Source organism: Vibrio thalassae, assembly GCF_900089835.1.
Classification (GTDB): domain Bacteria; phylum Pseudomonadota; class Gammaproteobacteria; order Enterobacterales; family Vibrionaceae; genus Vibrio; species Vibrio thalassae.
Genome location: NZ_OANU01000068.1, coordinates 33,311 through 46,506 on the forward strand (window position 1 = coordinate 33,311; position 13,196 = coordinate 46,506).

General features: G+C 42.9%; 12 protein-coding genes and 1 pseudogene. 3 read left to right on the top strand and 10 right to left on the bottom strand.

Annotated features, from left to right (window positions below):
* Positions 1-108 precede the first annotated feature (108 nt).
* On the bottom strand, positions 109-702 hold the full coding sequence (locus VTH8203_RS16850) for an NTP transferase domain-containing protein (RefSeq protein WP_096994711.1): 594 nt from the start codon (positions 700-702) through the stop codon (positions 109-111).
* 57 nt (positions 703-759) lie between these two features.
* Here VTH8203_RS16850 and yqeC point away from each other — a divergent pair, with 57 nt between their 5' ends.
* Together yqeC and yqeB are read left to right on the top strand one after the other, a co-directional pair.
* Complete coding sequence (gene yqeC / locus VTH8203_RS16855) at positions 760-1,563, top strand: selenium cofactor biosynthesis protein YqeC (protein WP_158296174.1); 804 nt, start codon at positions 760-762, stop codon at positions 1,561-1,563.
* 22 nt (positions 1,564-1,585) lie between these two features.
* Complete coding sequence (gene yqeB, locus VTH8203_RS16860) at positions 1,586-3,175, top strand: selenium-dependent molybdenum cofactor biosynthesis protein YqeB (RefSeq protein WP_096994713.1); 1,590 nt, start codon at positions 1,586-1,588, stop codon at positions 3,173-3,175.
* Positions 3,176-3,443: 268 nt separating this feature from the next.
* Here the strand turns inward: yqeB and ygjK are convergent, their stop codons facing one another.
* Both ygjK and VTH8203_RS16870 read right to left on the bottom strand, forming a co-directional pair.
* A complete protein-coding gene (gene ygjK, locus VTH8203_RS16865; protein ID WP_096994714.1) occupies positions 3,444-6,239 on the bottom strand; it encodes an alpha-glucosidase in 2,796 nt (931 codons plus the stop codon).
* Between the two features lie 820 nt (positions 6,240-7,059).
* The gene (locus VTH8203_RS16870; RefSeq protein ID WP_096994715.1) at positions 7,060-7,308 is read right to left on the bottom strand and encodes a DUF3297 family protein; all 249 of its coding nucleotides are present in this window, start codon (positions 7,306-7,308) and stop codon (positions 7,060-7,062) included.
* 409 nt (positions 7,309-7,717) lie between these two features.
* Between VTH8203_RS16870 and VTH8203_RS16875 the strand changes: the two genes are divergently transcribed.
* Positions 7,718-7,948: a PAS factor family protein gene (locus VTH8203_RS16875; protein ID WP_096994716.1), complete on the top strand. Its 231-nt coding sequence runs from the start codon at positions 7,718-7,720 to the stop codon at positions 7,946-7,948.
* Between the two features lie 76 nt (positions 7,949-8,024).
* Here VTH8203_RS16875 and VTH8203_RS16880 read toward each other — a convergent pair whose 3' ends face one another.
* The 7 genes and pseudogenes from VTH8203_RS16880 to VTH8203_RS16915 all read right to left on the bottom strand — a co-directional run bounded on the left by VTH8203_RS16880 (position 8,025) and on the right by VTH8203_RS16915 (position 12,967).
* Complete coding sequence (locus VTH8203_RS16880; protein ID WP_244181242.1) at positions 8,025-8,243, bottom strand: DUF7661 family protein; 219 nt, start codon at positions 8,241-8,243, stop codon at positions 8,025-8,027.
* 21 nt (positions 8,244-8,264) lie between these two features.
* Positions 8,265-8,729, bottom strand: coding sequence for a GNAT family N-acetyltransferase (locus VTH8203_RS16885; RefSeq protein ID WP_096994717.1), 465 nt, complete (start codon positions 8,727-8,729; stop codon positions 8,265-8,267).
* A gap of 47 nt (positions 8,730-8,776) precedes the next feature.
* Complete coding sequence (locus VTH8203_RS16890; protein ID WP_096994718.1) at positions 8,777-9,610, bottom strand: DUF3626 domain-containing protein; 834 nt, start codon at positions 9,608-9,610, stop codon at positions 8,777-8,779.
* Positions 9,611-9,635: 25 nt separating this feature from the next.
* Positions 9,636-10,109: a 2-thiouracil desulfurase family protein gene (locus tag VTH8203_RS16895; RefSeq protein WP_244181243.1), complete on the bottom strand. Its 474-nt coding sequence runs from the start codon at positions 10,107-10,109 to the stop codon at positions 9,636-9,638.
* 222 nt (positions 10,110-10,331) lie between these two features.
* Positions 10,332-11,554 (bottom strand): annotated as a pseudogene (locus VTH8203_RS16900) (Nramp family divalent metal transporter).
* Positions 11,555-11,951: 397 nt separating this feature from the next.
* On the bottom strand, positions 11,952-12,401 hold the full coding sequence (locus VTH8203_RS16910) for a GNAT family N-acetyltransferase (RefSeq protein ID WP_096994720.1): 450 nt from the start codon (positions 12,399-12,401) through the stop codon (positions 11,952-11,954).
* A gap of 98 nt (positions 12,402-12,499) precedes the next feature.
* Positions 12,500-12,967, bottom strand: coding sequence for an O-methyltransferase (locus tag VTH8203_RS16915; RefSeq protein ID WP_306346043.1), 468 nt, complete (start codon positions 12,965-12,967; stop codon positions 12,500-12,502).
* Between the last annotated feature and the right edge of the window lie 229 nt (positions 12,968-13,196).

Genomic DNA, 13,196 nt, shown 5'->3' on the forward strand with positions numbered 1-13,196 from the left:
ATTTATTGTCATTGACTTTAACCATCAATTAACAAATTAATTATTCATTATTAGGTGATAGATGAATATCAAATTGATACTTTCGATACTATTTTATCAAGTTGATAGTTAATACATTGATTGCGTTAACTTAAGCAGTTTTTGGTAGGCTTCGGGAGTATCTACATCTAAATGAATAGTTGGGTCGCAAAGTCTAAGGTATGCCATCTCTCCTAGTTTTAGAATCGACTTCATCGAGTCAAAGTTCCCCTGGTCTCGTTGAGCCTTAAAGCTTGCCGTATGTATCAACACAGGGTGGCCTGTTGCACGTGGTTCACCGGGGAATAACGTGCCAGTAACCTTATGTTCCCAAAGATTTTTATAAATTTCCTTTTCGATACAAGGCATATCACCATGGCTGATATAGAAGAACTCCGTGTCGACCTCATTAATGCCTAATTGAAGTGAAGAAAACATACCTGAGCGGTAATGTTGGTTTCGTACAATGGTGACCTTTTTGTTGTCTTGAAACTGCTCAATCAACTCGTCTTCTCTATGCCCAACCACTAAAATCACACGAGTACAGAATGACAACGCATTTGTGATACTTTGCTCTAAGATCGTATTGTCTTTATAAGGTAGAGTTAATTTCCAGCATCCCATTCGAGACGATAATCCGGCTGCTGGAATCACACAGTCAATGTTATTTTTATTTTTTATCATACGAAATTCGAATTGAGTTTTTTGTATTTTAATCTATTGAATTGGGTAAATATGCCAATGTCGTCAAATAATTCTTTTTCCGAGTTTGCACATTCATTAATTTCAAGAGCCACCAGTACCCGTGAACCTATAACTATTTCCTTGGTGGGTGGCGGAGGAAAAACACAACTATTGTATCGGCTTGCTAATGAATACCAGCAATTCGGGCACAATGTATGTGTTACGACAACCACCAAGATGTATTTTCCTAATGCACCAGAGCTGAATCAAGTCACTGACTTTGCCTCCCATTCACCATTACCATCAACTGGTATTGCTTTTGTTTATAGCGAACGTTTGTGCCCAAACGACAACGATGCAAAAGTGAAAGTTCGAGGCCTCTCTAACGAGCAGATTGAATCCCTAAAACGTCAGCAACTGTACTCTGTTTTTATCGTCGAAGCCGATGGTTCACACCGACTTCCTCTTAAGGCACCTGCTAGGCACGAGCCTTGCTTTCCTAACCATAGTGATGTGGTAATTGGTGTCACTGGTGCAGATCCGATACTTAACCCGGCTAATCCTGAAGCCATTCATCGTTGGAATGAATTCAGTATGTTAACGAAATGCAACGAAGGGTCAGTCATCGGGAAAAATCAAATTCAAGCACTAGTGCATAGCGACCAAGGTCTGTTTAAAGGATGCAGTGAGCAACAACAAAAAATATGGGTCATCAATAGAATCGATTTAGCCAGAGATAAAGCACAACTAACTGAAATGGCCAAGCAGATATTTGATGAAGAACCTCAACTCGCTCAACTCGCGATAACACAAATGACGACAGATAACCCAATCCACCACATTTTCAATCGGACTCTATAGCATCTACACAAAGGTAGTTTGGATGAACATTTTCGCCAAGGCAGCACAGTTAGAGCAAACCAATACACCATTTGCGTTTGCCAATATCATTGAAACAAAAGGCTCTTCTCCTCGTCATACTGGAACCATGCTCGTAGAACAAAGCGGACAAATTCACGGCACTATTGGTGGTGGGATGATAGAACGCTACGTTATTGAGCAAGCTATTGAAGCAATAAAAGAAAACAAACCTCGCGTCGTTACTGGACGAATGACGCGTACCGGCCCTGAAGCGATGGGTATGGATTGTGGCGGCGCAATGACGCTTTCAATTGATGTTTATGGCTCTCGCCCTCGCCTTTACCTAATTGGGGCTGGTCATGTAAACAGAGCAGTTGCCCAAGCCGCCGCTCCATTAGGATTCGATATTACTGTTGTCGATGCTTATGAAGGAAGCTTAGCAGAGGAGCATTTCCCCCAAGGCACTCATCGAGTACTAGGCGACACCATGCTCAGTGCCATTGACTCTCTTGATATCACACCAGATAGCTACGTGATTATCGCCACCAACCACCAAGATCAAGACGCTATCAACGCAATCGCCCAGAAAAAGACCACGTATACAGGTTTAATGGCCAGCCGCAGAAAAGTACAAACGCTATTCCAAGGCTTACGCGAATTAGGCACCAGCCAAGAAGAAATCGATCATATCCACTCTCCTATCGGCTTTGATATTGGCGCTGAAACACCAGAAGAAATCGCCATCAGTATTTTGGCTGAAGTACTTAACGCGAAAAATGGCGCTTCAGGGGCCAAATTGAAAGAAAGCGTTGGTAGCTTTAATCAAAAACTGGTGCTAGTACGCGGTGCGGGTGATATCGCAACTGGAGTCGCTGCGAGATTGCACAATTCCGGCTTTAAAGTAGTCATGAGTGATATTGAGAAGCCAACAATGATTCGCTGCACGGTTTCATTCGGCCAATGCCTCTACGGCAAACCTGTCACGGTAGAAGGCATTACGGCAGAAAAAGTTCAGTCTTTTGATAAAGCCTGCCGATTGTTAGAAAAAGGCAAGATTCCTGTGTTTGTCGACGAAACAGAAAAACTCGCCGAGGCTATCAAGCCTGATTTTGTCGTTGATGCCATTCTTGCGAAAAAGAACCTTGGCACACACAAAGGAATGGCACCAGTAACCATCGCTTTAGGCCCTGGCTTTACCGCTGGTGAAGACTGCCACGCAGCAATAGAAACCAATCGTGGACATCAACTCGGTCGAGTAATTTACGACGGTCCATGTCAGCCTAATTCAGGTATACCAGGTAGCATTCTAGGTTATACAGAGCAACGGGTAATTAGAGCACCTGGTGTAGGTATCTTTACTGCTGAAGTAAAACTTGGCGATTTGGTTGAAGAAGGACAACCTATCGCGAAAGTCGATGACATGGTCGTCTACGCGCCATTGAGCGGTAAAGTGAGAGGCTTACTCAACAACGGATTGAGTGTGCATCAAGGCTTTAAGGTGGGCGATGTCGATCCGCGTGGTGAAAGTGTTGACCACTGCACGATTTCTGATAAAGCGCGTGCGGTTGCAGGCGGTGTTCTTGAGGCAATGTTGTGTTTAAGTGGTCGGTAGTGGGTATTAATAACCCATCACCTACATAACGACGCCTTACTGTCTTACTGCCTTACGTCCGTGATCCTCATGAAAATGAGGACCTTCTACAACGCGTAGAAAACCAAACGTGGTAAGCACGTTAAGTAAATTGAGCTTGCGATGCGCTAGCGGAGATTTCCTTTTTCAAGGAAATGACGAAGGTTTTTGATATACTACATTTCAACAAACAACGCCTGATGGTCTCATCAGGCGTTTTCTTTTATTAGAACTTACCGAGCTAACTCAGCTACTTACCGTAGAAGTTGCGGTACATCATGTAAGTATGCGCGGCTGACCAACTGAAGTTACTTGCACCTTGAACTGCCCCCGTTTCTGGGTTGTAATTTTCTCGAATCGAACCATCGCTGCCAAAGCCTGCGCCGTTTTGGAACAAATCGTCAGCGATACGAACCGCATCGTTGTGGCGCCCATATTTCTCAAGAGCTTGAAGTCCGAAGTAGAACTGATCCAACCATACTCGTCCACGCCAATAAATATCTGCGCCATAAGCCGGGTTATCACGACTCGCGGTGCCTAATGACACGCCTTGTCCTTGATACTCTGTAGAACTATCAAATTTATTTACATCAAGCATCACATCCATTACTTGATCTGCATGAGCTTGCGTCGCTGCACCGTTAAATAGTGGTGACCAACCGTCAGGAGCTTGTCCACGTTCTTTTAGCACAACACCAGCACAGTAAACTGTTTTGCCTTGGTACGGCGTACTCACTTGCTTTAGATCCACACCCGCAACAGGGTTGCCAGACGAGTCTAGGAAGCTGTTACCGTCTTTGTCCACCAATCGAATGTCGTAGTAGAACGAAGTGGCATCGTCAAACATACAAGTATTGATGTAGTCTTTGATAAACTCAGCATGTTCAACAAACTCTTGACCACGCTCTTTTCCTTCTACACCGTCAGATACTAAACCAGCCATCTCAGACAAATATTTATTGTCACTATACATGTAAGACGCTTGGTCTACCGACTCTTGAAGCATAGAGAAGCCAACTAACTGCGTGCCGCTGTCATGGTTTTCACCAAAACGTACCTGCCAATCTTTACGGGCGTCACGTAACTTCATCATATTTTGCTCAGAGGTATCTGTATAAACCCAGTTTTCTGCTGAACCTGTGATGTCATTGTTAAAACCATAATGCTGTTGTGCATAACGACCTAATTGGTCATATTCCGTCGCTTCTGGAACCGTAGTGATGTAATCGCGTGAATTGGTTTTCGCTAAATCGTAAATAAAACCAAAGCGAGCGGCATCATCCATGCCAGACTCCCATGAGGTCGCCGTTTGCGAGCCGTTGCTATAACCCGTGATCGCGAGTTCTTCATAGTTGTCTAATACCTTGTTGTATGAATCTACACCGATCACTTGATACTGCTTGGACGCACCATTCTCATCTATCTGTTTCACATTGCCGGCACCAACCAAGGCTTTTAGGTCATCGCCTAACTCGGTCCAAACTTTGATGTACATATGTCCATCGTTGGTGTTGTGAGAAGGATCCACCGCCGCTCCATATTCCGGAACACCGTTGGTATTATGGTCACGATTTGATAGCCACCAGTCATGGTACGCTACCAACTTTGGATACATTTCATCGATCCACGCCTGTGCGTCATTCGCACGGTCAAACTCATTATTTAACGAATGGTAGATTTCCATCACCGCCCAAGCTGCAAGCGAAGGTTTAGTATTACGCTCGTTCCAGTTCATTGACGGTGCATTTTGCGCCGCCGACGGAATGTCGTATTTACCGTCGTAATAACCGGAGTCAATTCGGTCTTGTGGCAAAGAGTAGTTAATAACATCCAACAGATAACCAGCATCTTGAGGTCGTATCGGATCATCATTCTTTACCTGAAATTGAAATACGGTACGAATGTTATCCATCGCCACATCTGGGTTAAAGTGTGCCATCGCATAAGTGTGCTTCCATGTATCCCAAGGCCATGTATTGTTACCAGAGAACCACGGTGCGGTAACCGATGGTGTCACCGTTCCATGCTGAACTACACCCGCTGGTGAGCGCCAGTTGCCGTTTAGGGTCATCATCGCTTTTACCGCTACGTTACTCTCGGCTTTTGTCGCAGATTGGTTCGTCAGACCGTGTGCTAAATACTCATTCCAACGATCTTTAGACGCGCTCATCACCGATGACCTCTGTTGCAATAACGTATTAACGTTACTCGCCTCTTGAAGGGCTTCCGTTGGATTATGTACATAAGAATAAGCGTTGTAGAACGTCGCATTGCCATTTGCGGCAATAGTAATCTCGCCCTCGGAACGGTAGCTATAATCGTTAACCGCTGTCGTGGCATTGTCGATAGAACGCGTGATACTAAATTGAGCGCCATCCTCGGTCTTTAAACCTTTCCAAGAAGCCGTTTTGTTAAACGTTAGCGAGATACCCCCGTCTACCGGATTAAGCGCTTTGTAAACCGAAGTAGCGGCAACGTTATCGCCTATTGTTTCAAAGTCTTTTAAGAATTCTCCGGTCCATACCAAATTAAGATTTCGAAATTGGCCTGTGTTATTCGTGATTTGAGTTTCAATAAGGGATGTACGGTTAGTACCAAAACGAGTCGTCAACACGATTTTAAATTCGTCATTTTCGATCACTTGATGTAAGGCATCAGGTGTGGAAAAAGCATTAACGTCGGCAGAGGAGAAATTAATTTCTTGGCCACTATCAGCATCTATTACCGCCAGCTTATCAAAATTCTCATTGGCGATATAACTTGAGTACTCTTGATCGACAATCATAATACCACCAGCAGATCCTATTGCTGAATCATCGCTTGGTAATAAGTGACCATGCCACGCACCTAAATCTGTAAATGCGTTATAGCTTAAGTTACTTTGTGCATCACGGTCTTTCATTCGATCCGGATTACCCACTCTATCTAATACGTCAACAAAATTGCTAACGTCAGTTGGGGGTAATGTTTCTGTCGAGTCTGAAGTGTTGCAACCAGAAAGGGTGATAACCGAACCTACAAGAATAGCCAAGATAGTCTTTTTCATCTTTCAATCCATATGTTGTGACATTTATCACTATTTATAAGTTAGATTTGCAGAACAAATCTCTATGCAGAGGGATGCGGGATGAATAGTACTTACCAACGTTATTCACTCAACAAATGTCATGATAAATTTTGTGGTCATGGGTAAAGATTACTTTCGTTGCATTACATTACTTGACAACGGACATCATTTTATTTTTGAAATGGAGATAAACCGAGCGAGATTTTATATAAATATCGAAACATTTCTCAGTTATTTACGAATTATATAGGGGTTTATATTATTGAAAACATACCAACACAAATTAAAGCTCTTCTATTTATTAACGAAATGATAAATAGAAGAGCTTTAATTTTTGAATGGATATCAAATTTTTAATTTATACTACCTTAGTCAACTAATCGGACAATTATTAGCTTGCAACTTACCAAGTCCTATCGCGATAGTGAGAGCAAAGAGAAATCGCTCTTTTATTAATTCATTGTTAGATGACAGTATTCATACTGGGTAACAGATCCTTGTTAATCAATGCCATGGTGTGCACTACATCGGTCGCTTCAACAACGTGCTTCTTTTCAGAATAGTCGCTCCAATGATCGATGAATGCTTGTTTCTTGACATTTTATTAGAACACTTGGGTCAAACCAGATGTAGATAAAATAAGTTATCAGACTTTAAAAGGAACATTCAACACGAACTGTCAAAGGGTTAATAGGAGGGGAATAAAGAACAGCTAAAGAGCTGAGAGAGTGAAACATCAACACACAAAGACTATTGAGACAGTCTCCATGTGTTGAATGGATAGTAAGTGCTTAGCGAATTATACGTAGTACGCTTCCACTGTACCTTTTAGTTTGATCAGCATAGGTTGACCACGGCGATCCAGTGCTTTAGGTGAAGGGATTTTCACCCAACCTTCGCTGATGCAATATTCTTCAACATCAGTACGCTCTTTACCATTTAAGCGAATACCGATCTGGTGCTCAAAACACTCAGCTACGTGGTGTGGGCTACGTGGGTTACCTGATAGGTGATCCGGTAAAGCTGGCTTTGCGTTGTTATCGCTCATTATTATGACCTAGTGTATTTAAAAAGTGGCTTATTGTAGTCAATACCGAACAGGCGCTCAAGAAAAGACATGGCCTCGCGCACCTCATTGCTCTGTTCTTAATCAGAATATACGACTGACCCCAGTTCATTGGACAAAAACTTGGCTTGATACCTAAATTTTGGATACCTATTTGCTGGTGATTGAAAGCGATGCTTATACAGCAAACCTTGCGCAAAATGGTCGTCGAGACATCGTCAATCTCGACATTTAGTGTGCCGTCTTATTTTGATAACTAGCCGCACGATTCGTGCGCAACCATGCACGTATTTTTGCATTTAAATTACAACATCGATCTGCATCACAGAGATTCTGCTACAAAAAAGGCTAAACTTAGAGTCCCCCAAAGCGACAAACAAAACAATGAACCATGGATACTACGAAAACTCTTATTTACGATACTTTAATTCGTCTCGCTGATCATGCCCCGGAACAACATGCACAAATCCGTCAGGCTCTCTACGAGCAACTTGAACTTCCCTTTAACAAACAAATTGCGCTTTATACCAATGTCCTTGCTCCTGCAAGCTTAGGACGCCTAAGTGACAAAGAGCGCCTTGATGACGCAGTTAATCTAGCGGATTCCATTCTAAACTCTTAAAAAATAAGCGTTGATTCTCAACAAGAAAGAATCAACGCTCTGTCTGTAGTCACACGCTTTAACCACTATTCATCGCTTATAACGTTTCCACCGACGGATGCTTATCGCTCGCCATCTCATGATAAATGTCATCTAAATATGTCGCTAATTCGTCTTGTTTCAGATCTGACGGGATCACCACATCATAGATTCGTGCTTTGATGCCAGTATGCGATTCTCGATACAACACCCATTCACCCTGCTCTCTAGCCACAGACATGGCTTGACCAAAAACACGAAATCTCAATGTCGTCACTTAAGCACCCTATTGGTTGTGTTAGTTATGCTCAAAACGCTGTCTGGTGACTAAACCCCATTTATGGTCTTGATATTTATCTTCCTGATAATTATCGGACGTATAATCGCCAACAACGTCTCGCCAAAAACTTACCGCATGCTCAGCCCCAGCCACTTGTTTAATTTCCCAACTGCCTTGAAGCTGAACAAATAGCTGAGTAATGAACTGCTTACCTACTTTGTTTTTACGAAAACAAGGCAGTACATAAAAATAACAGATTTCAAACGCACTTGGGGCTTTCTCTTCGATTGCTGTTAAAGCGGCAGGAATACCATCTATGTACAGTAAATAACCGGTGACCGTGTTCTCTATTTTCGGATAAATCTCAAACAGGCCGTTGGCATCCGGTTTGTCATCAATGATTCGCGAAAATTCCGCGGCATACCCTTGGTAGAGATTGGCATACACTTGCATGTTGGAACTATCAACTTTCACAATCTTCATAGCGTTTTCTCGATTATTAGAATTACATGTTTAAAAGTGTTACTGGCTTAAACCCGATAGCCAAATCGAGCCAAGTAGTGCCAGATTTTCTTAATGTCTTGCTCGTCATAACGCTTACTCGTTACTGCTAAACCTAGTAGCTGCGCATTGATTATTCCATCTTGCGCTAGCTCTTGAGCGAGTTCGACAAATGGCATACCTCGATAATCGAGGTATTGCCTCATGGTTTCAATAGACAGTTCATAGCCGTTATGCCATTGAATAGGAACCCCTAATTCAAGTGCATATTGTTCAATCACTGTTGCGCGAAAAATTGGGTCTAACACCACACATTCCACATCATCTTTCAGCGAGAGTGTGCCGTGAATGTGTGCCTCAATGTAGTCATCCAGTCTATCGGTCGACGACAACCGCGCTTTATCAATTAGTGTCGTTAGTGTTTCTGTTACAGCAAAATCGTCTGGCTCGAAAAAGCTATCGGGATAACAATAGGTTGTTCGTTTTAACACGTGGGGTTTTAACGTAAAAAATGCCGATCCAAATCTCGGCGCAGCCCCTTCAGAATAGTGGCGAAAATTCACTGCACCGTATTTGGGTCTATGGCGCATGGGGGCCAAATCATACGCACCATCAAACACTTTCTGTTCCCATAGCCAGCGGTCTCCACCCTCAAAAGCGGTCAAACCGCCATTACTTGTCTTGGTTTCAAACTGAGATTTCAGCTCACCATCTTTCGCAATGGAGAGCAAAAGAGGTTGCCCTTTTGAAGTATATCTATCAGGGTGGAAATTGATGGTGACACGATAAGTCTCTGTCGGCATTCCGTTATTGGATTTAGCTCTAATGTTAGCTAAGGCTTTACCTATAACGTCTTTATCCATGTTCTTCCATCCGTGTCGTTCGTTGCTATGCTTGCAACTCTTGTTTGAGATTGGCAATCGAATGTTGACTAAAAACCTGAATCCCATGCTGGAGTAATGTAGCAGTCGTCACTCCTTTACCGGTTTTTTTAACCCCAGTAAAGGTGCCATCGTAAATCTGTAAACTACCACATGACGGGCTTCCTTCTGCGAGGACGACATAGCGAATACCCTGCTTTTGGCACATTTGAAGCGTCAATTCGGCACCGAGTAAAAACGCTGCTGTGACCTCATGACCATCATTGGTCATGACAACCGCTTTACCATCAATCACCTCAGCACCTTGCCCTAAAATGATTTCCGCTGGGGCTCTAGGTATCGACAGACCAGCATAGACTTCAGGACACATTGCTATTAATTCGACATGCGATTTGAGCCATGCTAAGTCTTGTTTTGCCACCGATAAGCCACTTGCATTGTAGCGAACCTTATTGCCCAGTAAACATGAGCTAATCAGCACTTTTTCCAATGGTTTCTCCTTGGTAAGCTGCAAACCAGGGCACTGACCATATATTATCGATTGGTATGTTTTATACATATTCAGCAATTAGCGTCTGATAATCAATCGGTTAATCAGGATATTGTCGAATTTCTAACATAACTTTGCCCTTGAAAATACTTGTTCGCCAAAAAGCAAAAACGGAAGCCAAATGGCTTCCGTTCTATCGACAAAAACTAATACTCAAGCAGCAAGCGTAAACATCAAATACGCATTCAAAGCAAGAACCAAAGTGACTATCACCATACCCGCGTAAGACACCCATTTATTGTTCTTAAATTCTCCCATTAAGCGTTCACTGTTAGTGAAGATAAGTAGTGGGATAATGGCGAGCGCGATACCAAAACTTAATACCACTTGGCTCATCACTAGAATATCGGTTGTGTTCATCCCTAAGCCGATGACGACAAAAGATGGCGCCATAGTGATAAAGCGACGTACCCACATCGGAATGGAAAAACACACAAAGCCTTGCATCACCACTTGACCTGCCATAGTCCCCACTACGGTAGAAGATAAACCCGAAGCAATTAATGACACTCCAAACAAGACCGATGCGGCTTTACCAACTAAAGGTGTTAATGTCATATAAGCGGTTTCAATTTCGGCGACATGCTGGTTACCTGAATAGTGGAATACCGCCGCTGCCATCGCCACAATGGCAATATTCACAAACCCAGCAATAACCATTGCGATTAACACATCAAAGCGAGTACTGCGAAGGCGAGTCTTAGTGCTTTCTCCATAACTGTTCTTAAACAAAGCCGAGTGAAGGTAGATGACATGTGGCATTACTGTCGCCCCTAAAATGCCGGCAGCAAGATAGATTTGGCGAGAGTCGGTTAAGCTCGGTGTTAGCAAACCTGTCATCATTTCTCCGCCCACAGGATGAGCAAAGAAAAGCTCAGCAATGTAAATAACCGCCACAAGCATGAGTAACGAGCCAATCACCACTTCTAATGGTTTTTGCCCTTTTTAGTGATGAGTGCGCCCTCCATTAAGCTGATGCCAAATACCAATTGAAAACCTACAGCGGCACCAATAAACTCCGCTAAATCAGTCGCAATGGCAATGATCTCTGCTTGAATCCAGTAGAACCCTACCGCCCATTTATTGGGTAAATAATCACGCAAGTGTTCAGCAAGGTTTTTACCTGTCACGATGCCCAACTTGGCAGACAAATACTGAATCAACATCGCCATTAAGTTCGCCCAAAGCACTACCCAAAGTAGTTGGTAACCAAATGAAGATCCTGATTCAATATTTGTCGCGAAGTTACCTGGGTCGATGTAGCCAATGGCTGCAATAAACGCCGGGCCTAACATCAGTAACTTACGTTTTATTTTGGCAAATGATGATGCTTTTTGTGCCGCATTAGCATCTGCGTATATGGATGCGCCATTCATAAGTATCATTCCTCTTTCGTCTCTGAGAGAAATGATACTCGCACGCAAATGATAATCAATCGCATCTTTGTGCATAAAAATGATAACTAAGTTTTCACCACTTAATTACCAACAATTAATACATATTACCTATCAAAAATCAGATGCAACTTTAACCATCACGATCAGTAAACGATGCTTGCAGCTATATCTCCCCAATCGAATCGTCCGTATTCTTTAAACCCAAGTTTTTGATAGAATTGTTGGGCTACCTTATTCTCATCACAGTAGCCTATGTGTATCGCTTTAGGTTTAAGCTCTTCAATTGCTTTGATAATTGCCTTCACCATCAACCATAGCAACTCTTGGCTGATAATCACTTCCTCAGTGAAAACACACTTCACTAATCAGTATGGTTTCAGTCCGAATCCAAAGAAAACACCAACTCAATCTCGCGCCCTTCCACTAAGGTGCCAGTCTCGACAAAACCACAGCTTAGGTAAAAGTGCCTAGGCCCTTTTTCATCACGAACGACACTCGTAAACAAATCTATTGTTCCAAACTCTTGTCTCAACTCCTGATAAAGCAAAGTGATAGCTTGTCTACCGAAGCCTTGCTTTTGATAGTTTTTATCTAGCATAAATCGCCACAGTGAAAGTCTATTGGATTGTGAGTCGACGTTAGCCAGAATAAAGCCAATGGGTTGTTCTTTGACATAGATAGCTCTATACCACGGAGACGCCATAAAATTTGCTTCCGCTAGAGAGATAGCATTGCTATCAATATGTGAAGTTTGATAAGGGGCGACTTCAAGCTGACAAATTGCGTAGAAGTTGTCACCCGTGATGGTTCTTAGCTCCATGCTCATTGCTGGGTATCCGACTGAATAAAGAACAGTGACTATACTCGTTAATTTGGCTCATTTTTTCAATAAGTTAATGACTAGTTTTAAGCTTTAACATGGCACTAATTAGGATGGTTATTGTCTTTATAGACTAACAACTCCCCCTTCCCAACAGGAACCAACGACGTAGTTAAGTTACTCTGGCTCTCTACCCAAGCGACAAACCCTTCTAGCTCTGAAGCATGAGATATGGCATTGTCACACACAAGCAATCCACCTGGTTTTAGGCGTGAGAACAGTGGCTCAGCAATGGACAAATAATCGCTTCTGTCTGCATCGAGAAAAATGAAATCGACCTGTTCGGGTGTCTGCTTTAGAAACTCACAAACATCGCCTGACCATTGGGTAATATTCTGCAAAACTTGAGCTTGTTCGAAGTTGTCACGGGCCTCTTCTATCTTGAGAGGGTTGACTTCAATGGTGTGCACCATTCCGGTGTTCGGGATTGATGATGCTAACCAAATCGTTGAGTATCCATTTGACGTGCCAATTTCTAAGATACGTTGTGCGTTCGTGGCTTTAACCAGCACTGAGAGAAACTCCCCGGTATCTTTGTAATGTTGAGGTACTTTTTCGCTCGCTCTGACTGCAGACGATCGTTGTCATTGCCCAATCGCTCCAATCGTTCTAAAACCTGTTGCGTCTTAGTATTCATATTTCAGCTTCCTTGTAATGTGGCGCTAATTAAACAAGACCAGCTCAGATCTGAACTCCAGATCTGAGCAAAAACGATTATCCGTTAATCTCGTATGCCTTCTT

Excerpts from the sequence above, each read along its gene's own strand:
- VTH8203_RS16850 (WP_096994711.1), bottom strand. The coding sequence starts at position 702 with ATGATAAAAAATAAAAATAACATTGACTGTGTGATTCCAGCAGCCGGA.
- VTH8203_RS16890 (WP_096994718.1), bottom strand. The coding sequence starts at position 9,610 with ATGGATAAAGACGTTATAGGTAAAGCCTTAGCTAACATTAGAGCTAAA.
- VTH8203_RS16875 (WP_096994716.1), top strand. The coding sequence starts at position 7,718 with ATGGATACTACGAAAACTCTTATTTACGATACTTTAATTCGTCTCGCT.
- yqeC (WP_158296174.1), top strand. The coding sequence starts at position 760 with ATGTCGTCAAATAATTCTTTTTCCGAGTTTGCACATTCATTAATTTCA.
- ygjK (WP_096994714.1), bottom strand. The coding sequence starts at position 6,239 with ATGAAAAAGACTATCTTGGCTATTCTTGTAGGTTCGGTTATCACCCTT.
- yqeB (WP_096994713.1), top strand. The coding sequence starts at position 1,586 with ATGAACATTTTCGCCAAGGCAGCACAGTTAGAGCAAACCAATACACCA.
- VTH8203_RS16910 (WP_096994720.1), bottom strand. The coding sequence starts at position 12,401 with ATGAGCATGGAGCTAAGAACCATCACGGGTGACAACTTCTACGCAATT.
- VTH8203_RS16885 (WP_096994717.1), bottom strand. The coding sequence starts at position 8,729 with ATGAAGATTGTGAAAGTTGATAGTTCCAACATGCAAGTGTATGCCAAT.
- VTH8203_RS16870 (WP_096994715.1), bottom strand. The coding sequence starts at position 7,308 with ATGAGCGATAACAACGCAAAGCCAGCTTTACCGGATCACCTATCAGGT.